Origin of the sequence: Nitratireductor aquibiodomus (assembly GCF_900105565.1) — a bacterium.
Classification (GTDB): Bacteria; Pseudomonadota; Alphaproteobacteria; order Rhizobiales; family Rhizobiaceae; genus Nitratireductor; species Nitratireductor aquibiodomus.
Genome location: NZ_FNSL01000001.1, coordinates 983,818 through 1,004,846 on the forward strand (window position 1 = coordinate 983,818; position 21,029 = coordinate 1,004,846).

The 21,029-nt window shown below is 62.2% G+C and carries 22 protein-coding genes; 18 read left to right on the top strand and 4 right to left on the bottom strand.

Annotated features, from left to right (window positions below; all coding sequences use genetic code 11):
• Window positions 1-29 precede the first annotated feature (29 nt).
• Entirely contained in the window at window positions 30-647 is a 618-nt protein-coding gene (locus BLW55_RS04660; protein ID WP_090327043.1) for a TetR family transcriptional regulator C-terminal domain-containing protein, read from the bottom strand.
• Between the two features lie 245 nt (window positions 648-892).
• Between BLW55_RS04660 and aptA the strand changes: the two genes are divergently transcribed.
• The 8 genes from aptA (at window position 893) to BLW55_RS04700 (ending at window position 9,093) form a co-directional block, all read left to right on the top strand.
• Window positions 893-2,221, top strand: coding sequence for an omega-aminotransferase AptA (gene aptA, locus BLW55_RS04665; RefSeq protein ID WP_090327046.1), 1,329 nt, complete (start codon window positions 893-895; stop codon window positions 2,219-2,221).
• Between the two features lies 1 nt (window position 2,222).
• Complete coding sequence (locus BLW55_RS04670) at window positions 2,223-2,516, top strand: cupin domain-containing protein (RefSeq protein ID WP_090327048.1); 294 nt, start codon at window positions 2,223-2,225, stop codon at window positions 2,514-2,516.
• A gap of 13 nt (window positions 2,517-2,529) precedes the next feature.
• A complete protein-coding gene (locus BLW55_RS04675) occupies window positions 2,530-3,780 on the top strand; it encodes a Zn-dependent hydrolase (RefSeq protein WP_090327051.1) in 1,251 nt (416 codons plus the stop codon).
• Window positions 3,781-3,830: 50 nt separating this feature from the next.
• On the top strand, window positions 3,831-5,282 hold the full coding sequence (gene hydA, locus BLW55_RS04680; RefSeq protein ID WP_090327053.1) for a dihydropyrimidinase: 1,452 nt from the start codon (window positions 3,831-3,833) through the stop codon (window positions 5,280-5,282).
• 14 nt (window positions 5,283-5,296) lie between these two features.
• Entirely contained in the window at window positions 5,297-6,121 is an 825-nt protein-coding gene (locus BLW55_RS04685; protein WP_090327056.1) for an ABC transporter ATP-binding protein, read from the top strand.
• Between the two features lie 159 nt (window positions 6,122-6,280).
• Window positions 6,281-7,207 carry an ABC transporter permease gene (locus BLW55_RS04690; RefSeq protein ID WP_177175016.1) on the top strand — a complete coding sequence of 309 codons (927 nt, stop codon included), beginning with the start codon at window positions 6,281-6,283 and terminating at the stop codon, window positions 7,205-7,207.
• Complete coding sequence (locus tag BLW55_RS04695; protein WP_090327059.1) at window positions 7,204-8,064, top strand: ABC transporter permease; 861 nt, start codon at window positions 7,204-7,206, stop codon at window positions 8,062-8,064. The genes BLW55_RS04690 and BLW55_RS04695 overlap by 4 nt, the downstream gene beginning before the upstream one ends.
• A gap of 45 nt (window positions 8,065-8,109) precedes the next feature.
• Window positions 8,110-9,093, top strand: coding sequence for an ABC transporter substrate-binding protein (locus BLW55_RS04700; protein ID WP_090327061.1), 984 nt, complete (start codon window positions 8,110-8,112; stop codon window positions 9,091-9,093).
• A gap of 9 nt (window positions 9,094-9,102) precedes the next feature.
• Here the strand turns inward: BLW55_RS04700 and BLW55_RS20890 are convergent, their stop codons facing one another.
• Window positions 9,103-9,447 (bottom strand): helix-turn-helix domain-containing protein, encoded by a 345-nt coding sequence (locus BLW55_RS20890; protein ID WP_244508986.1) that lies wholly within the window; start codon window positions 9,445-9,447, stop codon window positions 9,103-9,105.
• A gap of 69 nt (window positions 9,448-9,516) precedes the next feature.
• Here BLW55_RS20890 and BLW55_RS20895 point away from each other — a divergent pair, with 69 nt between their 5' ends.
• The 6 genes from BLW55_RS20895 to BLW55_RS04730 all read left to right on the top strand — a co-directional run bounded on the left by BLW55_RS20895 (window position 9,517) and on the right by BLW55_RS04730 (window position 14,166).
• Complete coding sequence (locus tag BLW55_RS20895; RefSeq protein WP_244508987.1) at window positions 9,517-9,963, top strand: hypothetical protein; 447 nt, start codon at window positions 9,517-9,519, stop codon at window positions 9,961-9,963.
• Window positions 9,964-10,114: 151 nt separating this feature from the next.
• Window positions 10,115-11,287, top strand: coding sequence for a 4-hydroxybenzoate 3-monooxygenase (gene pobA / locus BLW55_RS04710; RefSeq protein ID WP_090327067.1), 1,173 nt, complete (start codon window positions 10,115-10,117; stop codon window positions 11,285-11,287).
• An 18-nt stretch (window positions 11,288-11,305) separates the two neighbouring features.
• Entirely contained in the window at window positions 11,306-11,704 is a 399-nt protein-coding gene (gene pcaC, locus BLW55_RS04715) for a 4-carboxymuconolactone decarboxylase (RefSeq protein WP_007007528.1), read from the top strand.
• Entirely contained in the window at window positions 11,701-12,441 is a 741-nt protein-coding gene (gene pcaH / locus BLW55_RS04720) for a protocatechuate 3,4-dioxygenase subunit beta (RefSeq protein WP_090327069.1), read from the top strand. The genes pcaC and pcaH overlap by 4 nt, the downstream gene beginning before the upstream one ends.
• Complete coding sequence (gene pcaG, locus BLW55_RS04725; protein ID WP_090327071.1) at window positions 12,441-13,055, top strand: protocatechuate 3,4-dioxygenase subunit alpha; 615 nt, start codon at window positions 12,441-12,443, stop codon at window positions 13,053-13,055. Before pcaH ends, pcaG begins: the two co-directional genes overlap by 1 nt.
• A 46-nt stretch (window positions 13,056-13,101) precedes the next feature.
• Window positions 13,102-14,166 carry a 3-carboxy-cis,cis-muconate cycloisomerase gene (locus BLW55_RS04730; protein ID WP_090327074.1) on the top strand — a complete coding sequence of 355 codons (1,065 nt, stop codon included), beginning with the start codon at window positions 13,102-13,104 and terminating at the stop codon, window positions 14,164-14,166.
• 110 nt (window positions 14,167-14,276) lie between these two features.
• On the opposite strand, the gene paaZ is transcribed toward BLW55_RS04730, so the two are convergent.
• Together paaZ and BLW55_RS04740 are read right to left on the bottom strand one after the other, a co-directional pair.
• Window positions 14,277-16,307, bottom strand: coding sequence for a phenylacetic acid degradation bifunctional protein PaaZ (gene paaZ / locus BLW55_RS04735; RefSeq protein ID WP_090327075.1), 2,031 nt, complete (start codon window positions 16,305-16,307; stop codon window positions 14,277-14,279).
• Between the two features lie 18 nt (window positions 16,308-16,325).
• Window positions 16,326-17,564 carry a cytochrome P450 gene (locus BLW55_RS04740; protein WP_090327078.1) on the bottom strand — a complete coding sequence of 413 codons (1,239 nt, stop codon included), beginning with the start codon at window positions 17,562-17,564 and terminating at the stop codon, window positions 16,326-16,328.
• Between the two features lie 115 nt (window positions 17,565-17,679).
• Between BLW55_RS04740 and paaI the strand changes: the two genes are divergently transcribed.
• Genes paaI through BLW55_RS04760 form a run of 4 tightly spaced genes read left to right on the top strand, consistent with a single transcriptional unit; the run spans window position 17,680 to window position 21,018 of the window.
• Window positions 17,680-18,117 carry a hydroxyphenylacetyl-CoA thioesterase PaaI gene (gene paaI / locus BLW55_RS04745; protein WP_090327082.1) on the top strand — a complete coding sequence of 146 codons (438 nt, stop codon included), beginning with the start codon at window positions 17,680-17,682 and terminating at the stop codon, window positions 18,115-18,117.
• 19 nt (window positions 18,118-18,136) lie between these two features.
• Window positions 18,137-19,447, top strand: coding sequence for a phenylacetate--CoA ligase PaaK (gene paaK, locus BLW55_RS04750; protein WP_090327083.1), 1,311 nt, complete (start codon window positions 18,137-18,139; stop codon window positions 19,445-19,447).
• 43 nt (window positions 19,448-19,490) lie between these two features.
• Window positions 19,491-20,087, top strand: a complete 597-nt coding sequence (locus BLW55_RS04755) for a TetR/AcrR family transcriptional regulator (protein ID WP_090327086.1) — start codon at window positions 19,491-19,493, stop codon at window positions 20,085-20,087.
• Window positions 20,088-20,127: 40 nt separating this feature from the next.
• Entirely contained in the window at window positions 20,128-21,018 is an 891-nt protein-coding gene (locus BLW55_RS04760) for a PaaX family transcriptional regulator (protein ID WP_090327089.1), read from the top strand.
• The last annotated feature ends 11 nt before the right edge of the window (window positions 21,019-21,029 follow it).

The following is a 21,029-nucleotide window of genomic DNA, read 5'->3' on the forward strand; positions in this document are numbered from 1 at the left end:
TGGCGAACCGTCTCGAAAAGTGCCGTTACTTACCCCAAAAACAACCCCTCCAGAAACCGCGCGGCATCCTCGAAACGCCCCTCGCCACCGCGGTTTTCGCCCAACACCGCGCGCACCTGCACGTCGAAATCGGCATAATGCTGGGTGGTCGCCCAGATGGCGAAGATGAAGTGGTAGGGATCGCTCTTCTTCAGGCGTCCCTCGCGCATCCATTCGGCAATGACCGCGGCTTTCTCATCCACCAGTTCCTTGAGTTCACCCTCAAGCAGCGGAAAGATGCGCGGTGCGCCTTGCAAAATCTCATTGGCAAACAACCGGCTCTCGCGCGGGAAATCGCGCGCCATCTCGATCTTGCGGCGGATGTAGGAACGGATTTCCGTCTGCGGATCACCACGCGCATCCATCTCGCGCAGGGGAGCGAGCCAGGTCTCCATGAGACGATGAATCAAGGTCGCAAAAATCTCCTCCTTGTTCTTGAAATAGTAGAGGAGATTGGGCTTCGACATGCCCGCAGCATCGGCAATCTGGTCGATGGTCGAACCGCGAAAACCGTGCTGGGCAAAAACCTCCAGCGCGGCCTCTCCGATCAGTTCGCGCTTTTCGCGCTGGATGCGGGTGCGTTTGGGGCGATGAGCAGGCTTGTCCATCAGGTGGGCACCCCTGCAAAACACGCGTGGCGGATACAGGCTGCGCGGCCCGACTGGTCCAGCCGATTAGTCCACCGTGGAATGCGCCGGCTCAAGAAGATTTCCCCTACTATACTCTTGACCGCCCACATGGCGGTGTTAACGTTTGTCCAAACGGTCAAAAATTGCGTAGCATATCTTCGCGCAAAGCACCAAGCATTGACCGGGACAAGCCGAGCGAAACAACAATCAGGGGAAGCTTGGTCATGCTCGACAGGCTCAACAAGAGGCCGAACGATCTGTCTGCGTTCTGGATGCCGTTCACCGCGAACCGGCAGTTCAAGGAAACGCCACGCATGCTGGTCGCCGCCAAGGATATGCATTTCACCGCCGAGGATGGTCGCAAGATCATGGATGGCACGGCAGGCTTATGGTGCGTCAATGCTGGCCACTGCCGGCCAAAGATCACCGAGGCCATTCAGCAGCAGGCGGCACAGCTCGACTATGCGCCCGCCTTCCAGATGGGGCATCCCATCGCGTTCGAATTCGCCAACCGGCTGGCGGCAATTGCTCCCGAAGGCATGGACCACGTGTTCTTCACCAACTCGGGCTCGGAGAGCGTCGACACGGCGCTGAAGATCGCGCTTGCCTATCACCGCGCCAAGGGCGACGGCTCCCGCTTCCGCCTGATCGGCCGCGAGCGCGGCTATCACGGCGTCAATTTCGGCGGCATCTCGGTGGGCGGGATCGTGGCCAACCGCAAGATGTTCGGCACGCTTCTCACGGGCGTTGACCACATGCCGCACACGCATCTGCCCGGCGAAAACGCGTTCACGCGCGGCGAGCCGGAGCATGGCGGCGACCTGGCCGACGAGCTGGAGCGCATCGTTGCGCTGCACGACGCCTCGACGGTGGCGGCGGTGATTGTTGAGCCGGTGGCCGGTTCCACGGGCGTTCTGATCCCGCCGAAAGGCTATCTGAAGCGCCTTCGCGATATCTGCGACAAGCACGGCATCCTGTTGATCTTCGATGAGGTCATCACCGGGTTCGGCCGCCTCGGCGCGCCGTTTGCGGCGGATTATTTCGGCGTGGTGCCGGACATCATGACCACCGCCAAGGGCGTGACCAACGGCGTCATCCCCATGGGCGCGGTGTTCGTGAAGAAGGAAATCCACGACGCCTTCATGAACGGACCGGAGCACCTGATCGAGTTCTTCCACGGCTACACCTATTCGGGCAATCCGATTGCCTGTGCGGCGGGCCTGGCGACGCTCGACACCTATCAGGAAGAGGGGCTTCTTACGCGCGCCTCGGAGCTTGCCGACCACTGGGCAGATGCGCTGCATTCGCTCAAGGGCGAGCCGCATGTGATCGACATCCGCAACATCGGCCTTGTCGGCGCGGTGGAGCTGGAGGGCATTCCCGGCGAACCGACCAAACGCGCCTTCTCCGCCTTCCTCAAGGCCTATGAGCGCGGCTTCCTGATCCGTACCACGGGCGACATCATCGCGCTTTCGCCGCCACTCATCATCTCCCGCGGCCAGATCGACGAGCTGATCGACAATCTGCGCGACGTTTTGAGGATGATTGACTGACATGGCGACGGAACGCGAAAAGGCCACCCATGAGGTGCTGATCGAGGACGAGCGCGTGCGCGTGACCCGCTGGGATTTCGCGCCGGGCGCGGAGACCGGCTGGCACCGCCATGGCATGGACTATGTCATCACCACGCTCACGCCCTGCGCCTTCCATCTGGAAATGCCGGGTGGCGAGACCGTGCACAACAACCTTGAAGCAGGCGTTTCATACCGCCGCGACGAGGGTGTGGAGCACAATGTCATCAATGGCGGCGACAAACCCATGTCGTTCGTCGAAGTGGAATTAAAGTAAGGGACAACACAACATGGCCGCACCGGGCGAGAACTTAAAGATCAACGCCGACCGCCTCTGGGATTCACTCATGGAGATGGCGAAGATCGGGCCCGGTGTGGCCGGCGGCAACAACCGCCAGACACTGACCGATGAAGACGGCGAAGGCCGAAAACTCTTTCAGAAATGGTGCGAGGAAGCCGGGCTCGAAATGGGCGTGGACGAGATGGGCACCATGTTTGCTACTCGCGCCGGCACCGACCCGGATGCCCTGCCCGTCTATGTGGGCTCGCATCTCGATACCCAGCCGACAGGCGGCAAATATGACGGCGTGCTCGGCGTTCTTGGCGGGCTCGAAATCATCCGCTCGATGAACGATCTGGGCATCAAGACAAAGCATCCCATCGTGGTGACCAACTGGACCAATGAGGAAGGCACGCGCTTTGCGCCGGCCATGCTGGCGTCGGGCGTGTTTGCGGGCGTCCATGAGCGCGACTGGGCCTATGAGCGCACGGATGCGGAGGGCAAGCGCTTCGGCGACGAGCTGGAGCGTATCGGCTGGAAGGGCGACGAGCCCGTTGGCCAGCGCAAGATGAAGGCCTTCTTCGAATTGCACATCGAGCAGGGACCCATCCTTGAGGACGAGCTCGTCGATATCGGCGTCGTCACCCATGGGCAGGGCCTGTGGTGGCTGCAGGTAACGCTGACCGGCAAGGAGAGCCACACCGGCTCGACACCAATGCCCAAGCGCCGCAATGCCGGGCTCGGCATGGCGCGGGTGACGGAACTGGTGCATGAAGTGGCGATGGACCACCAACCCAATGCCGTGGGCGCCATCGGCCATGTGGAGGTCTATCCCAACTCCCGCAACGTCATTCCGGGCAAGACGGTGTTCACCGTCGATATCCGCTCGCCAGACGAGAAGACGCTGAACAGGATGCGCGCCAGGATCGAAGCCGGCATCGAAACCATCTGCGACGCGCTCGACATCAAGTTCGAGATCGAGCCGGTCGGCCATTTCGCCCCGGTCACCTTTGACGAGGGCTGCGTCAAGGCGATCCGCGACGCCGCCGAACGGCTCGGCTATTCGCACCGCGACATCGTTTCGGGCGCCGGTCACGACGCCTGTTGGATCAACAAGGTGGCGCCGACCGCCATGGTGATGTGCCCCTGCGTCGACGGGCTTTCGCACAATGAGGCGGAAGAGATCACAAAGGAATGGGCGCAGGGCGGCGCGGACGTCCTTTTCCATGCCGTGGTGGAAACGGCGGAGATCGTCGAATGATCTGACGATCCCGCTCATCCACCGAGGACAATAAATAAAGAGGGGAACTCATGTCCAAGGTCATCAGAAACGGAACCATCGTCACGGCCGACCGGACGTGGAAGGCCGACATTCTCGTGCAGCACGACAAGATCGTGGCGATCGGCCACGATCTTCATGGCGATCACGAGATCGACGCCACCGGCTGCTATGTGATGCCGGGCGGGATCGACCCGCACACCCACCTCGAAATGCCCTTCATGGGCACCTATTCAAGCGACGATTTCGAAAGCGGAACCCGCGCTGCCGTTTCCGGCGGCACCACCATGGTGGTGGATTTCTGCCTGCCCTCGCCCGGCCAGTCCCTGCTGGAAGCCATCCAGATGTGGGACAACAAGTCGACCCGGGCGAGCTGCGACTATTCCTTCCACATGGCGATCACCTGGTGGAGCGAGCAGGTGTTCAACGAGATGCCTGAGGTGGTGGAAAAGGGCATCACCTCCTTCAAGCATTTCATGGCCTACAAGGGCGCGCTGATGGTGGACGATGACGAAATGTATTCGTCGTTCCAGCGCTGCGCCGAGCTTGGCGCGCTGCCGCTTGTGCACGCCGAAAACGGCGATGTGGTCGCGCAGCTTCAGGCAAAGCTTCTGGAGGAAGGCAACAATGGGCCGGAGGCGCACGCCTATTCGCGCCCGCCGGAGGTGGAGGGCGAGGCCACCAACCGCGCCATCATGATCGCCGACATGGCAGGCACGCCGCTCTATGTGGTGCACACATCCTGCGAGCAGAGCCACGAGGCGATCCGCCGGGCGCGGCAGAAGGGCATGCGCGTATACGGTGAACCGCTGATCCAGCATCTGGTTCTGGACGAAAGCGAATATGCCAATGCCGACTGGGACCATGCGGCACGCCGCGTGATGAGCCCGCCCTTCCGCAACAAGCAGCATCAGGATTCGCTGTGGGCGGGCCTGCAGGCGGGATCGCTGCAGGTGGTGGCCACCGACCATTGCGCCTTCACGACGGACCAGAAACGCTATGGCGTAGGCGATTTCACAAAAATCCCCAATGGAACCGGCGGGCTTGAGGACCGCATGCCGGTGTTGTGGACCTATGGGGTCAACACCGGGCGGTTGACGATGAACGAATTCGTCGCCGTCACCTCCACCAACATCGCGAAAATCCTCAATATGTACCCGCAGAAGGGCGCCATCGTTGAGGGCGCCGATGCGGACATCGTGATCTGGGATCCGGAAGCCACGAAGACGATTTCGGCCAAGAGCCAGCAGTCGGCCATCGACTACAATGTGTTCGAGGGCATCGAGGTGAAGGGCCTGCCGAAGTCAGTGCTGTCGCGCGGTGAGATCGTGGTCGAGGACGGCGTGGTCAAAGCGAAGCCGGGCCACGGAAAATTCGTGGCGCGCAAGCCGCACATGGCGGTGAACAGGGCGCTGTCGCAATGGAAGGAAGTGACCGCGCCCCGCAAGGTGGAGCGAACGGGCATTCCGGCGAGCGGGGTATAGGGAGAAACGATCCAGTGAACGCCAACCCAGCCATCCGCCAGGAAGCGTCCTCCCCTCAAACCAGCCAGCCCGTCGTGGAAGCGAAGGGGCTCGGCCTCACCTTCGAGACCAATGACGGGCCGGTGCGCGCGCTCGCCGATGTGGATCTCACCATCAACAAGGGCGAGTTTGTCTCCTTCATCGGCCCATCGGGCTGCGGCAAGACCACGTTTTTGCGCGTGATCGCCGATCTGGAGCAGCCCACCGCCGGCGAAATCCTCGTCAACGGATTGACGCCGGAAGAGGCGCGCCGCAAGCGGGCCTATGGCTATGTGTTTCAGGCGGCCGGGCTCTTTCCCTGGCGCACCATCGAGCAGAATGTCGCCCTGCCGCTGGAAATCATGGGCTATTCGAAGGCGGAGCAGAAAGAGCGCGTGCACCGCACGCTCGATCTCGTGAACCTTGCCGGCTTCGAGAAAAAGTTTCCCTGGCAGCTTTCGGGCGGCATGCAGCAACGCGCCTCGATTGCCCGCGCGCTGGCCTTCGACGCCGATCTCCTTCTGATGGACGAGCCGTTCGGCGCGCTCGACGAAATCGTGCGCGACCATCTGAACGAGCAATTGCTCGACCTTTGGGCCCGCACCGGCAAAACCATCGGCTTCGTGACACACTCGATACCGGAGGCGGTTTATCTTTCGACGCGCATCATCGTCATGTCGCCGCGGCCCGGCCGCGTGACCGATGTGATCGTGTCGCCATTGCCGAAGGAAAGGCCGCTCGACATTCGAGAATCGCCGGAGTTTCTTGAAATCGCGCAGCGGGTGCGCGAGGGCCTGCGTGCGGGGCATGGCGATGATTGAGCCAATGATTGCCGTTTGCGCCCGCCCCTCATCCTCACCTTCTCCCCGCATACGGGGAGAAGGAGGCATAGACGTCGCCGCTTTGTCCTTCTCCCCACGTGCGGGGAGAAGGTGCCGGCAGGCGGATGAGGGGCAGCACCCCGCCCAACAGGTGACGCCATGACGGCGGCGGCGGACACAGCCCCGACCCGCACCACAACGCCCGTCTTCCGTCGCGCGGTGGAAGGCAAGACGCTGCCGATCCTGATCGTGCTCGGCGTCATTCTCCTGATCTGGTACGCCTTCACCGTGCATCTCAACGCCCCATGGCAGATCGACGCCTATGAGCGGGCGGAGACGGAATGGACAGCCGCCGATCTCGTGCGCGATACGATGGCGCAGGAGCGGCCCGTGCTGCCCTCGCCGCATCAGGTGGTGGCGGAGATCTGGAAAACCACGGTCGGAACGCGGCTCACATCCAAGCGAAACCTGTTCTATCACGCCTGGATCACCCTCTCCTCCACCCTGCTCGGCTTCGTGATCGGCACCGCACTCGGCGTGCTGCTTGCCGTTGGCATCGTGCACAATCGAGCCATGGACAAGTCCGTCATGCCGTGGGTGATTGCCAGCCAGACAATCCCGATCCTGGCGGTCGCGCCGATGATTATCGTCGTGCTGAACGCCATCGGCCTGTCGGGCCTTCTGCCAAAAGCGCTGATCTCCACCTATCTTTCGTTCTTTCCCGTGGTCGTGGGCATGGTGAAAGGCTTCCGCAGCCCGGAAGCCTTCCAGCTCGACCTGATGCGGACCTACAATGCCAGCGGCGCACAGACCTTCTGGAAACTGCGCTGGCCGGCCGCCCTTCCCTATCTCTTCACCTCCATGAAGGTGGCGGTGGCGATCAGCCTGGTCGGCGCGATTGTCGGCGAACTGCCGACAGGGGCGGTTTCGGGTCTCGGCGCGCGGCTTCTGGCCGGCTCCTATTACGGCCAGACGGTGCAGATCTGGTCCGCCCTCTTCATGGCTGCCGCCCTCGCCGCCATTCTGGTGGGCGTGGTTGGCATCGGCCAGCGCATGGTGATGGCGCGGATGGGAGAAAAGCCATGAACTGGGCGCTGACCGGAGCACTTCTTTTCTGGGCGGCGGCGTGGGCGCTCAATGAGTGGCTTGCAAAGCTGAACCCGCGCTCGGCGCCAGCCAAACGCGCGCTCGGCATTCTGATCCCGGCCATTTTCGGCATCACGCTTCTGGTGGTCTGGGAAGGGCTGGTGCGTGGCTTCAACATCTCGCCCGTGCTTCTGACACCGCCGAGCGCCATATGGGCGCGGTTGGTCTCGTCCGTTCCAACCCTGTGGGCGGATTTTCAGCAGACCTTCCTGAAAGCGGTGCTGATCGGCTACGCCATCGGCTGCGGCGCGGGCTTCCTGACCGCCATCGCCATCGACCGCTCACCCTTCCTGCAGCGCGGGCTCCTGCCGCTTGGCAATTTCGTTTCCGCGCTGCCGATCATCGGCGTCGCACCCATCATGGTCATGTGGTTCGGCTTCGACTGGCCGTCCAAGGCCGCTGTCGTCATCATCATGACCTTCTTTCCCATGCTGGTGAACACCGTGCAAGGGCTGACCGCCTCGTCCGCCATCGACCGCGACCTGATGCGCACCTATGCATCGTCCTACTGGCAGACGCTCTTCAAGCTGCGCCTGCCGGCAGCAGCCCCCTTCATTTTCAATGCGCTGAAAATCAACTCCACGCTGGCGCTGATCGGGGCCATCGTCGCCGAATTTTTCGGCACGCCCATCGTGGGCATGGGGTTCCGCATTTCCACCGAGGTGGGGCGCATGAACATTGATATGGTATGGGCCGAAATCGCGATAGCGGCACTGGCTGGCTCACTTTTTTATGGTGCGGTCGCGCTTCTGGAGCGCGCCATTACCTTCTGGCATCCATCCATGAGGAGTGGATAACCGGCCGCGTGGAGAACGGCGGCCCAATCAAAGAGGGAAGCGAAAATGAAACACGCAGTGACAGGCCTTTTATCCGGTGTGCTGATGCTCACCGCCTCGCAGGTGATCGCCGCCGACGACGTGACCCTGCAGCTGAAATGGGTAACCCAGGCGCAATTCGCCGGCTACTACGTCGCCAAGGATCAGGGTTTCTACGAGGAAGAAGACCTCAACGTCGAGATCAAGCCCGGCGGTCCGGACATCGCGCCCGTTCAGGTGCTGGCCGGCGGCGGCGCGGATGTGATGGTGGACTGGCTCCCGTCAGCGCTCGCCGCGCGCGAAAAGGGCGTGCCGGTGGTCAACATCGCCCAGCCCTTCGCCCGCTCCGGCCTCACCATGGTCTGTCGCAAGGAGACCGGCATCGAGAGCCCGGAAGACTTCAAGGGCAAAACGCTGGGCACCTGGTTCTTCGGCAATGAATATCCGCTCTATAGCTGGCTGTCGAAGCTAGACCTGCCGCGCGACGGGTCCGAAAATGGCGTGACGATCCAGAAGATCGGCTTCAATGTCGACCCGCTCCTGCAAAAGCAGGCCGACTGCATCACCGCCATGACCTACAATGAATACTGGCAGGTGATCGACGCCGGGCTGAGCGAAGACGACATCGTGGTGTTCAACTACACCGACGAGGGCGTGGCCACGCTGGAAGACGGGCTCTATGTGCTGGAAGACAAGCTTCAGGACCCCGAATTCGTCGACAGGATGGCGCGCTTCGTGAAAGCCTCCATGAAAGGCTGGATGTGGGCGCGGGACAATCCGGAAGAAGCGGCCATGATCGTGCTCGACAATGACGCGACGGGTGCCCAGACCGAAAAGCACCAGACACGCATGATGGGCGAAATCGCCAAACTTCTGGGTGAGGATGCCACGCTCGACGAAGCCGCCTACAAGCAGACCGTGGACACGCTTCTGCAGGGCGGGTCCGATCCTGTGATCACGAAAGAACCGGAAGGCGCCTTCACCCATGAGGTTTCCAAGAAGGCGATGTAGCGACCGGCGTCAGGCTGCAAGCCTGCGCCGCTCCGTTTCACGATAGGTACCCGGCGTGGTGCCGGTCTGCCGACGGAAAAAGCGATTGAAATAAGCCGGGTCCTGAAAGCCGAGGGAATAGGCTATGGCCTGAACCGGCGTCGGTGTGAAGATAAGATCACGCCGCGCTGCATCAACGAGGCGGCGCGCCAGCAGATGCGAAACGCTGGCGCCCGCCTCCTGCCGAGCGATGCGATTGAGCTGGGCAACCGAAACACCAATTTTGCCTGCATAAAAACCGACAGGACGATGCTCGCGGAAATGTGCGGCAATCAGCGTTTCCAGTGCCTGCACCCGTCGGCTGTCAATTGTCATTGCTTTGTGAAGCGCCTGCAAGGTTGAGCGCGCACCCGCCCTCGCCAGCCGAACCAGAATTTCGGTGACATGCACGTCAAGCATCAGGTCTCGCCCCACACCGCCATGCCTGCTGTGTTCCTCAAGCAGCCGCTGAAACAGACGGTCAAGGTCTTCTCCTTTGTCCGCCACGGGGTGTTCGACCGACACAATACGGGTGTGAGACAGGAATTCGGCCAAAGTCCTGTCGCTCCCGCCTGGCAGGGCCAACCGATCTGCAAGAACCGTCGCGACAACGCCTTCAGAATGGCGGAAAAAGCGAAACCCGTGCGCTGCCCCGGGTGGGATGAATATGGCGCAGGGTGCCGAAAACGGCATCTCCGTTTTCCCATCGCCGAAAAGGGTTCCACCTCCTTCCGTCATCCAGAACATCTGGAAAAGCGCATTGTGGCGATGAACGTCGATTTGCCAATTGTGCAGCGCGCTTCTGGCAGAAAGCGTTTCGCAGTGAAGCCAGAAATCGGAAGATTCGTCTGATTTCTCTTCATAAAGTCTGAAATTCGGTATCCTGGAACGCATAGCTCACCCCAAAAAGCATGATCGAAAAGTGCAATTGTTTGCGGCAAATGTCCATTGTCGCGGCGTGCATCAATTTTCACTCTGTGCCCCCAAGGGAGGAACAATCAGCTTGCGAACTCAGGTCGTCATCATCGGCTCGGGCCCGGCAGGCCTGCTGCTCGGGCAGCTTTTGACCAATGCTGGAATCGACAATGTCATTCTGGAGCGAACGTCCAAAGTCCATGTCCTATCTCGCATTCGCGCCGGGGTTCTCGAGGAAGGCACCGCCGCCATGCTGGACGAAGCGGGCGTCGGCGAGCGCATGCGGGCCGAGGGCCTGCCGCATGACGGTTTCGACCTCGCCTTCGACAATCGCCGCCACCGTGTCGACCTAACTGGCCTCACCGGCGGAAAGCGCGTGCTCGTCTACGGGCAGACAGAGGTGACGCACGACCTGATGGACGGGCGCGAAGCCGCGAACGCTGTCTCCATCTACGAAGCCGGAAACGTCCAGCCTCACGACTTCGACGGCGACCATCCCTTCGTGACTTATGAGAAGGATGGAAAGACCCATCGCATCGATTGCGATTTCGTTGCCGGTTGCGATGGCTTCCATGGCGTTTCTCGCAGGTCGGCACCGGAAGCCGCCATCGAAACGTTCGAACGTGTCTATCCCTTCGGCTGGCTGGGCATCATTGCGGATGTGCCGCCTGTGGGCCAAGAACTGATCTACGCAAATCACCCCAGAGGCTTCGCGCTCTGCTCCATGCGCTCAAAGACGCGCAGCCGCTACTATGTTCAGGTGGGCGCGGAGGAGCGCGTGGAAGACTGGTCCGACCAACGCTTCTGGGATGAGATCCGCAGCCGCCTGCCCGGGCGTACGGCGGAAGCGATGATCACCGGCCCTTCAATCGAAAAATCCATCGCACCCCTGCGTTCCTTCGTGGCCGAGCCGATGCGCTTCGGTCGACTGTTCCTCGCCGGCGATGCCGCCCACATCGTTCCGCCCACGGGCGCCAAAGGCTTGAATCTCGCTGCGAGCGATGTGCGCTATCTCTTTGACGCGCTTCGGGAATTTTATCTCGAAAAATCCCCTGCCGGTCTGGACGACTACTCGAACAGGGCGCTTGCACGCGTGTGGAAAGCGGAGCGCTTCTCCTGGTGGATGACGAGCACGCTGCATCGGTTCCCCGATCAGGGTACATTCGGCCAGAGGATCCAGCATGCGGAACTCGACTATCTCTTCCAGTCACGCGCCGCACTCACCATGCTGGCTGAGAACTATGTGGGCCTGCCTTTCTGATATCCGAGGGAGACGATGATGTCCGACAGGGAAAAAAGCGAGCGCTACCGGCAGGGGATGGAAACCCGGCGCAGCGTTCTGGGCGATGCCTGGGTGGACGGGGCCGAAGCGCGCAAAACAGCCTTCGACGAACCGTTTCAGGACCTGATCACCGAAGCGGCCTGGGGCCATGTCTGGTCACGCAGCGAATGGAGCAAACGCGAGCGCTCCTTGGTGACCATCGCACTTCTGGCGGCGCTCGGACAGGACGAGGAACTTGCCCTGCATGTGCGCGCCACCGCCAACACGGGCGCGAGCGCAGAAGATCTGCGTGAAGCCATGCTGCATGTAGCGATCTATGCCGGCGTTCCGGCGGCCAATCACGCTATCAAGATCGTCAAGCAGGCACTGGCGGAGATGGAGGGGAGAGAGGCATGAAGAACGAACAGCACCATACAGAATGCTTCTTCCAGCGAGACCGCGGCTGGCATCCGCCTGCCCTGACCCCGCTTTACAAGACATCCGTTGCCCGCTCGCCGCGGCGGGCACCGGTCTCCTTTCCGCACACGCTTTCGGAGGTGACAGGCCCGGTCTTCGGCCACAGCATTCTCGGCGCACTGGACAATGACCTGACGGTGAACTTTGCCACACCCGGCGAAAGTGCCATAGGCCCGCGGATCATCGTATACGGACGTGTGCTCGACGAAAACGCCCGGCCCGTACCCAACGTTCTCGTGGAATTCTGGCAGGCCAATGCAGGCGGTCGCTACCGGCACCGGAAAGATGGCTATCTCGCGCCACTCGACCCTAATTTCGGTGGATGCGGGCGCACCATAAGCGATTCGGAGGGCCACTATTTCTTTCGCACCATCGTGCCGGGAGCCTATCCATGGCCGAATGGCATCAATGACTGGCGGCCCGCCCACATTCATTTCTCCGTTTTCGGACACGGTTTCGTCCAGCGTCTGATCACACAGATGTATTTCGAGGGCGATCCGATGATCTGGCGCTGCCCGATCGTCTCCACCATCCCAGACCGTCAAGCCGTGGAGGGTCTGATTGCCGCGCTCGACATGGAGGCCGCGGTGCCGATGGATGCACGCGCCTACAGGTTCGACATCGTGCTGCGCGGCCGGCGTTCGACCCTGTTCGAAAACCGCATGGAGGGGAACTGATGGCTCAGTCGCTCAGGCGCCTGCAGGAAACGGCCTCGCAGACCGCAGGCCCCTATGTGCATATCGGCCTGACGCCGAATTTCGGTGGTATCGCGGGCGTCTACCCTCATGATCTGGGTTCCGCGCCGGTAAATGCGAAAGCGCGGGGCGAACGCATCACCATCAAGATGCGCATCTTCGACGGAACCGGCACGGTGCTCAGGGATGCGCTGGTCGAAACCTGGCAGGCAGACACCGACGGGCTATACAATTCGCCTTCTGAAACCCGTGGCAAAGCAGATCCGAACTTTCAGGGCTGGGGGCGTTTCCCCTCAGATATGGAGACCGGCGAGATCGCAATCGAAACCATCAAACCGGGCCGCGTCCCCTTCCCAGACGGGCGCCTGATGGCGCCGCATATCAGCCTCTGGATTGTCGCCCGTGGCATCAATCTGGGGCTGGCGACGCGCCTTTATTTCAGTGACGAGGAAACGGCCAACGCCGAAGACCCGGTGCTGACGCGGCTCGAGCATCAGAACAGGGTGGAGACCCTGATCGGACGGAAGGAAAGCGCGCATTACCTCTTCGACATCCATCTCCAGGGTGAACGGGAAACAGTGTTTTTCGATATATGATCGGCCATAACCGATCCTTCGGGCGTCAATCAGGCACGAGAAACCCATGACCATTTCCGCCTTCGACCATCCCATCCTTTCAGGGCTCCTCGGGGACGAGGAACTGGAGCCGCTCTTTTCGGCGCGGGCTGAGATCGAGGCGATGCTGCGTTTTGAGGCGGAGCTTGCCTTGGCACAGGCCGATCAGGGTGCGATCCCGCAGGAGGCGGCGCAGGAGGTTGCCGATTTACTTGCCGGCTTCAGCCCCGACATCGCCGCTCTGAAGGCAGGTGTAGCGCAGGATGGGGTCGTGATCCCCGCCCTCATTGCGCAGATCCGTGCCGGTCTGTCTGAAGCGTGGCGTGCCCACCTGCATCTCGGCGCGACGAGCCAGGATGTGATCGACACGGGCTTTGCGCTGCGCGCACGCGAGGCGATTGAAATTCTCGGCAAGAGACTGGGCAGGCTCATCCAGTCCTTTGAATCTTTGGAAAAACGCGACGGGCAGATCGAGGTCATGGCGCACACGCGGATGCAGGCCGCCATCCCGGTATCCGCCAGCCGCAAAATCCGCTCCTGGCGCGAGCCGCTCCTGCGCCATGCGGAGAGGCTTGAGAAGGCACTGGACGAGGTTGCGGTGCTGCATTTCGGCGGCGCGGCCGGTACGCTCGACAGGCTTGGCGAGAAGGGGGAACCCGTTGCCGGGCGACTTGCGGCGAGACTTGACCTAGCTCTGCCCGAACACCCCCGCCACAGTGAGCGCGACGGAATTGTCGCCTTTGCCTCCGTCCTTTCGCTCATCACCGGCAGCCTCGGCAAGATGGGGCAGGACATTGTGCTTGCCGCACAGAGCGAGGTTGGCGAGGTCGAACTGGCTGCAGGTGGCGGGTCTTCCGCCATGCCGCACAAGAAGAACCCAGTCGCGGCCGAAGCGCTGGTGACGCTCGCGCGCTTCAACGCCACGCTGTTGGGTGGCATGCATCAGGCGCTGGTGCACGAAAACGAACGCTCCGGCACGGCATGGACGCTGGAATGGATGCTTCTGCCGCAGATGATTGTCGCAACGGGTGCGGCAACGCTTAAAGCCTCGGAACTGGTGGACGGCCTGACGTTCAAGGCCAGGAGCGTTTAGCGGGGCGCTCGCCCCTCATCTTTACCCTCTCCCCGCAAGCGGGGAGAGGATGCCGGCAGGCGGATGAGGGGCCGGTGCCGTGCCGTCAAAATGCCAAACCGCTTCAGAAGCTACATGGCATTCATGGTCAGGAGTTCGTAGGCGGCAACCTGCTCGCCGTCCTGATTGTAGACGCCGACATCCCAGCGCACTTCGCCATATTCGTCCTTGCGGCGCGTCTTCTGCTTGACCGTGAGCCGCACTTTCAGCGTATCGCCGGGCGAAACCGGCTTCATGAAACGCAGATTGTCGAGGCCGTAGTTGGCAAGCACCGGGCCCGGCGCCGGCTCGACGAACATGCCCGCCGCAAAGGACAGGATGAGATAACCATGGGCGACACGGCCGGGGAAGAACGGATTGGCGGCAGCCGCCTCCTCGTCCATATGCGCGTAGAACGTATCGCCGGTGAACTCGGCGAAATGCTCGATGTCCGCCAGCGTCACCTCGCGCGGACCGGCCCAGAGCGTGCGGCCGGGCTCCAGCTCGCCAAAGGTCAGGCGGAAGGGATGCGGCTCTATCTCTTCGGTCGAAGCGCCCGCCACATAGCGGTTGGTGATGCCGGCGATCAGATCGGGGCTCGCCTGGATCGCGGTGCGCTGCATGTAGTGCATCACGCCACGGACACCGCCCAGCTCCTCACCGCCGCCGGCGCGGCCGGGACCGCCATGCACCATGTGCGGCAGCGGCGAACCATGGCCGGTCGCCTCCTTGCCGGTGTCGCGGTTGGCGAAATAGAGCCGGCCATGGAAGGCGCCCGCCTCCAGAACCGCCTGCCGGGCCACCGCCGGATCATGCGTGAAGACCGAGGCGACAAGCGAGCCCTCGCCGCGATTGGCAAGCTTCAGCGCATGGCCGAGATCCCGGTACGGCATGATGGTGGACACGGGACCGAACGCCTCGACCGAATGCAGCTTCTGAGCGCCATCGGGATCGTCGCAGGAGAACAGCATGGGCGGCACGAAAGCGCCCGCAGCTGCATCTGCATCGGTGACCGAAAAGGCATCCGGGTCGCCAAAGACGCGCCGAGCCTCGGTGCCGAGAACAGCGGCCTTTTCAAGAACGTCGTCACGCTGGGCAAGATTTGCGAGCGCGCCCATCCGCACGCCTTCGCTGCGCGGATTGCCGACCACGGTCTTCTCAAGCCGCGCGACCAGTGCCTCGGTAACCGCATCGCGGTGCGCGTCCGGCACGAAAATGCGGCGCACGGCGGTGCATTTCTGGCCGGCCTTGGCCGTCATCTCGCGGTGCACTTCCTTGATGAAGGCATCGAATTCAGGGGTTCCGGGCGCTGCATCCGGCCCAAGCACAGAAGCGTTGAGCGAATCCTGCTCGGCCACGAAGCGCACGGAATTGCCGATGATCTTCGGGTTGGCGCGCAGCATGGATGCGGTGGAGGCGGAGCCGGTGAAGGACACCACATCCTGTCCGGTCAGGCGGTCGAGCAGGTCTCCAGTGGACCCCGCGATGAACTGCACCGCGCCTTCCGGGAACAGGCCGGATTCCACGATCATCCGGAAACAGGCTTCGGCGAGCCACGCGGTCGAGGACGCCGGCTTGACGATGGCCGGAACGCCGGCAATCAGCGTCGGCGCCAGCTTTTCAAGCATGCCCCAGACGGGGAAGTTGAAGGCGTTGATGTGGACGGCCACGCCCTGAAGCGGGGTCGCCACGTGCTGGCCAACGAAGTTTCCGGAGCGGGAAAGCTGCTCCAGCGCGCCATCCACATAGACGTGATCGTCCGGCAGTTCGCGCCGGGCCTTGGACGAATAGACGAACAGCGTGCCGATGCCGCCATCAATGTCGATCATCGAGTCGGGCTTGGTCGCGCCGGTCTCGTAGGAAAGCTCGTAGAGCGCGTCGCGGCGGTCGTTCAGATATTGCGCCAGCGCCTTGATGGCAAAGGCGCGGTCGTGGAACGTCATCGCGCGCAGCGCCGGCCCGCCCACCTGGCGGGCATGATCGGTCATGCGGGCGAAGTCCAGCTTTTGCGAGCCGAGTTCGGCAACGACATCGCCTGTGACCGCACTCCGCAGGGGTTTGAGATCGCCGGAAGGCGCAACCCACGCCCCTGCCGCATAGCTTTCAAGCCGCATCACGCTCATGGAAAACTCCTTTACTGGTCAGCGCACCCGCGCCGGCAGCCGGGCGAAGCCGCGAAAGCGCACACGTCCGGTGCGCTCCGGTTCTCCTGTCAGCCGGTAGTCGGGGAAACGTTTGAGAAAATGCGAAATGCCGATGCGTCCTTCCATCCGCGCAAGCGAGAAGCCCGCGCACAGATGAGGACCACCGGCAAAGGCCAGATGCCTGTTGGGCTTACGCCCCACGTCGAGTCGGTCCGGATCGGCGAACTGGCGCGGATCGCGGTTGGCAGCACCAATGCAGAGATGGATCGGCGTGCCCGGCTCCACGGTTTCGCCATAAAACTCCACCGGCTCCACCGCCATGCGGTTGCCGAGCTGATTGGGGCTCTGGAAGCGTAAGAACTCATCGACGGCCGTTGCGATCAGGTCCGGGTCGGCTTCAAGCCGCGCTTTCTCTTCGGGCCAGTGCAACAGCTCGTAAAGGGCGTTGCCGATCAGGTTCGTGGTGGTCTCGTGACCGGCATTGAGGATGAAGATGCAGTTCTGCAAAAGCTCCACCTCGGAGAGCTCTTCGCCCTCATTGCCATTGATGAGACGGGTCAGAACGTCGGTCGCCGGATCACCGGGATTGCACCGGCGATCATCGGCAATCTCCTTCAGGAACGCCTTGAAATCGGTGACGGAAGTGTTGCCCCATTTGAGCTGCTCGTCGGTGAGAACCGGTTCCAGCGCACCGAGAATGGCGAGCGACCAGTCGCGCAGCGGCTCACGCTCCTCATGGGGTATGTCGAACAGATTGCCGATCACCTCGATGGGGATCGCCGCGGCGAAATCCTCGATGAGATCGACCGCGCCCTTCTCTTCCATACGGTCGAGCAGGCCATCGACCAGCGTGATCAGGCCCGGCTCGAGGGCCGCCAGCGCGCGCGGCGTGAGCGCGCCCATCATGATCTTGCGCACCCGCGTGTGAAGCGGCGGATCGTTGAAGACGAGGCTCGTCGTGTGATGCTCGTAAAGCGGCGTGTCGCCGAACTTCGGCAGGAATTCGGCCTTCTTGTCGGAGGAAAAGGTTTTCGTGTCGCGATAGACGCGGTCGAGATCCTCATAGCGCGACAGCATGACCGAGCCGTCGGCGAAACGCTTCAGGGGCGCGTGCTCCAGAAGTGCGTGATAGGCCGGAAACGGGTCGTCCACGAAGCCCTCTGGCAGCGCCGTCAATTCAAAGTCCTCCACCAGTTTCTCGCCATTCGTTGCAGCGTTGTCTGCCGTTTTTGCCATGCTCTCCTCCCGGAAGCGGCCCCACCGCCTCCTCTCAACAGTATTATTGACCGACCGGTCGGTTTATGCAAGTCTGCTTTCACCGACGCCGTTGGGAGGAGCCTAGATGTCACAAATGCAACTGTCTCCACAGGAGATCGCAGAGCGCAGCGCGCAGGCAATGTGGGCGCGCGACGACGCTTCCAAATGGCTGGGATGCAGCCTCGATGCGGTCGCACCGGGCAGCGCCACCCTGTCGATGACGGTGGAGACGCACCACACGAACGGGCACGACATCTGCCACGGCGGCTACATCTTCACTCTGGCGGATTCCGCCTTCGCCTTTGCCTGCAACTCCTACAACCAGATCGTTGTCGCGCAGCACAATTCCATAACCTTCATTGCGCCCGGCGCGCTCGGCGACCGGCTGAAAGCAGTCGCGAGGGAGGTTGCGCGGTTCGGCCGCTCCGGGATTTATGACGTGCGGGTCGAAAATCAGGACGGCAAGCTGATCGCGGAATTCCGTGGCAATTCTCGCGTGATCAGCGGCAAACATTTCGAGGAGGAGGCCTGAGAGCTTCGGGAGAGAAAAAATGAAAGATCTGACCCCAAGAAAAGAAGAGCTGGATCCCATTGAAATCGCCTCACGCGACGAAATCCAGGCGTTGCAGCTGGTGCGTCTCAAATGGTCGTTGAACCATGCCTATGAGAATGTGCCACACTACAAAAAGAGTTTCGACGCTGCCGGCGTTCACCCCGACGACCTGAAAGAGCTCTCCGACCTCTCGAAGTTCCCCTTCACCGTAAAAACGGATCTGCGCGACAATTATCCGTTCGGCATGTTCGCGGTACCGCGCGAGAAGGTGGCGCGCATTCACGCTTCTTCCGGAACCACCGGCAAGCCAACCGTTGTGGGCTACACCGCAAAGGACATCGACATCTGGGCCGAGGTGATGGCGCGCTCGATCCGCGCATCCGGCACGCGGGCGGGCGACATCGTTCACGTGGCCTATGGCTATGGGCTCTTCACGGGCGGTCTGGGCGCGCATTACGGCGCGGAGCGGCTGGGTGCGACGGTGGTGCCGGCATCGGGCGGCATGACCACGCGCCAGGTGACGCTGATCGAGGATTTCCGGGCCGACACGATTATGGTCACGCCCTCCTACATGCTGTCGATCCTCGACGAATACCGCGCGCGCGGCCTCGACCCGCGCAAGAGCCCGCTCAAGGTGGGCATTTTCGGTGCGGAACCATGGACCAACGCCATGCGCGCCGAGATCGAAGACGCATTCGACATGCATGCGGTCGACATTTACGGCCTGTCGGAGGTGATGGGACCGGGTGTTGCCAATGAGTGTGTGGAGACCAAGGACGGGCTGCATATCTGGGAAGACCATTTCTATCCCGAGATCATCGACCCGGAGACCGGCGAAGTGCTGCCGGACGGCGAAAAGGGCGAGCTGGTTTTCACCTCGCTCACCAAGGAAGCCTTCCCCATCGTGCGCTACCGCACCCGCGACCTGACGCGACTTCTGCCGGGCACGGCGCGCTCCATGCGCAGGATGGAAAAGATCACCGGCCGCTCGGACGACATGATGATCCTGCGCGGCGTCAACGTCTTCCCCACCCAGATCGAGGAGCAGATCCTCACGGTGAAGGGCCTTGCACCGCATTTCCAGATCGAGCTCACGCAGGAAGGCCGCATGGATGCGATGACGATCCATGTGGAGATGGAAACGCTCGAGGCCGGCGAGGACGTGCGGCTCGCCGCCTGCCGTCAGCTCGGCGAACGCATCAAGGATGTGGTCGGCGTGACGGTGCGCGTCCACGCGGCCGACCCCGGCAGCGTGGCCCGCAGCCAGGGCAAGGCCGTGCGCATCGTCGACAAGCGGGTGAAACAGTGACATTGCCGCACATTCACAAGCATCCACCCCGTGAGAGCTGCTAATGGCCCGCACCCGCGCCAAGGACTATGACGACAAGCGCGACGCCATGCTGCATGGCGCAGCGCGCATATTCGCGCGCGACGGCTATGACCGCGCCTCGATGAACCAGCTTGCAACGGAGCTGGGTGTCTCGAAGGCCCTTCTCTATCACTACTACACCTCCAAGGAGGCCCTGCTTTTCGACATCATCGAAACGCATCTGCAGGAACTGGTGGAAGCCGTGGAAGAGGCTGATCAGCCGCATGAAGCGCCGCAGGCGCGGCTGGAAGGGCTGGTGACGGCCCTGCTCGAAGCGTATCGCGATGCGGACAATGAGCACCGCGTTCAGCTTTCCGGTCTGCAGCTTCTGCCGGATGCGCAGCAGGAAGAGCTGAAGGCGCTGGAACGCCGGCTGGTGGCGATCTTCGCCGAGGCCATACGGCAGGTGAACCCCGACGCCTTCGACAACAGGCCACTTCTGAAACCGGTCACGATGAGCCTTTTCGGTATGCTCAACTGGTTCTACATGTGGTTTCGCGAGGATCGCGGAATTTCGAGGCAAGACTATGCGAAGCTCGCCGCCCACCTGCTTGTGAGCGGCGTAAAGGAGCTTCCCTGACAATCTTGCCCGTCCGGCGATCCCGTGGCATTTGGAAAAGATGGATGCACCGACAGAACCTCCCGAAACCGCCCTTGCCGGCCTGATCGATCGCCTGCACCGGCGCGGACGCGTTCGGGTCTGGTCTCTGGTGATCACCCTTTTTGGTGACGCCATCGTGCCGCGCGGCGGCGAAGCACCGCTGGCGGTGCTTCAAGCGGTGATGGCGCGGCTCGGCATCGAGGCGGGAGCACTCCGCACCGCAATGTCGCGGCTCGCCAGCGATGGCTGGGTGGTGCGCGAACGGCGCGGTCGCAACTCGTTTTTCTCCCTCGACCGGCATGGCCAGCATGCCTTCGACCTGGCGACACGGCGCATCTATGCAGCCGGCGCGCCCGACTGGGATGGTTCATGGACTGTCGCTATCGCAGCACCCGGCAGCAACGGCGTGCACGAAGAGACACTAAAGGAACACGGCTTTCTGAAGATCGCCGATGGTGTCTATCTCCTGCCCCGCACCCCCGGACCAGATGACGGCCCGACTTCCGGCGCCGCGCCACTGAACGACATGCTTATTATCCACGGTTCCAGCGCCGAGCATCCCGAAATGCTGCGGAGCCTGTGGCCCTCTGACGAGATTGCCGAAGCCTATCGCGAACTCATTGTCGAATATTCGGCCCTTGCCGGTAGCCTTGCTGTGTCCCCGCTTCCCGCCCCGGTGGACGCCATGGCCGCACGCACCCTGCTCATCCACGACTGGCGGCGGATTGTCCTGCGCGATCCCGGCCTGCCCATGGCCCTCCTGCCGAAGGACTGGCCCGGCGAAGAAGCACGAACGCTGGTACGCGAAGTCTATCGACGCCTGATGGAGCCGAGCGAAAACTGGCTCGATCATGCCGGCCTGCCGCCCCTTGCGAATACGGACAGTTTCCAGCGCCGTTTCGGCCGGTGAAGCATTTCCCT

Bases quoted from the DNA above. Each gene is read 5' to 3' on its own strand.
- BLW55_RS04660 (WP_090327043.1), bottom strand. From the start codon at position 647: ATGGACAAGCCTGCTCATCGCCCCAAACGCACCCGCATCCAGCGCGAA.
- aptA (WP_090327046.1), top strand. From the start codon at position 893: ATGCTCGACAGGCTCAACAAGAGGCCGAACGATCTGTCTGCGTTCTGG.
- BLW55_RS04670 (WP_090327048.1), top strand. From the start codon at position 2,223: ATGGCGACGGAACGCGAAAAGGCCACCCATGAGGTGCTGATCGAGGAC.
- BLW55_RS04675 (WP_090327051.1), top strand. From the start codon at position 2,530: ATGGCCGCACCGGGCGAGAACTTAAAGATCAACGCCGACCGCCTCTGG.
- hydA (WP_090327053.1), top strand. From the start codon at position 3,831: ATGTCCAAGGTCATCAGAAACGGAACCATCGTCACGGCCGACCGGACG.
- BLW55_RS04690 (WP_177175016.1), top strand. From the start codon at position 6,281: ATGACGGCGGCGGCGGACACAGCCCCGACCCGCACCACAACGCCCGTC.
- BLW55_RS04695 (WP_090327059.1), top strand. From the start codon at position 7,204: ATGAACTGGGCGCTGACCGGAGCACTTCTTTTCTGGGCGGCGGCGTGG.
- BLW55_RS04700 (WP_090327061.1), top strand. From the start codon at position 8,110: ATGAAACACGCAGTGACAGGCCTTTTATCCGGTGTGCTGATGCTCACC.
- BLW55_RS20890 (WP_244508986.1), bottom strand. From the start codon at position 9,447: ATGACAATTGACAGCCGACGGGTGCAGGCACTGGAAACGCTGATTGCC.
- BLW55_RS20895 (WP_244508987.1), top strand. From the start codon at position 9,517: ATGCACGTCAAGCATCAGGTCTCGCCCCACACCGCCATGCCTGCTGTG.
- pcaC (WP_007007528.1), top strand. From the start codon at position 11,306: ATGTCCGACAGGGAAAAAAGCGAGCGCTACCGGCAGGGGATGGAAACC.
- pcaH (WP_090327069.1), top strand. From the start codon at position 11,701: ATGAAGAACGAACAGCACCATACAGAATGCTTCTTCCAGCGAGACCGC.
- pcaG (WP_090327071.1), top strand. From the start codon at position 12,441: ATGGCTCAGTCGCTCAGGCGCCTGCAGGAAACGGCCTCGCAGACCGCA.
- BLW55_RS04730 (WP_090327074.1), top strand. From the start codon at position 13,102: ATGACCATTTCCGCCTTCGACCATCCCATCCTTTCAGGGCTCCTCGGG.
- paaZ (WP_090327075.1), bottom strand. From the start codon at position 16,307: ATGAGCGTGATGCGGCTTGAAAGCTATGCGGCAGGGGCGTGGGTTGCG.
- BLW55_RS04740 (WP_090327078.1), bottom strand. From the start codon at position 17,564: ATGGCAAAAACGGCAGACAACGCTGCAACGAATGGCGAGAAACTGGTG.
- paaI (WP_090327082.1), top strand. From the start codon at position 17,680: ATGCAACTGTCTCCACAGGAGATCGCAGAGCGCAGCGCGCAGGCAATG.
- paaK (WP_090327083.1), top strand. From the start codon at position 18,137: ATGAAAGATCTGACCCCAAGAAAAGAAGAGCTGGATCCCATTGAAATC.
- BLW55_RS04755 (WP_090327086.1), top strand. From the start codon at position 19,491: ATGGCCCGCACCCGCGCCAAGGACTATGACGACAAGCGCGACGCCATG.
- BLW55_RS04760 (WP_090327089.1), top strand. From the start codon at position 20,128: ATGGATGCACCGACAGAACCTCCCGAAACCGCCCTTGCCGGCCTGATC.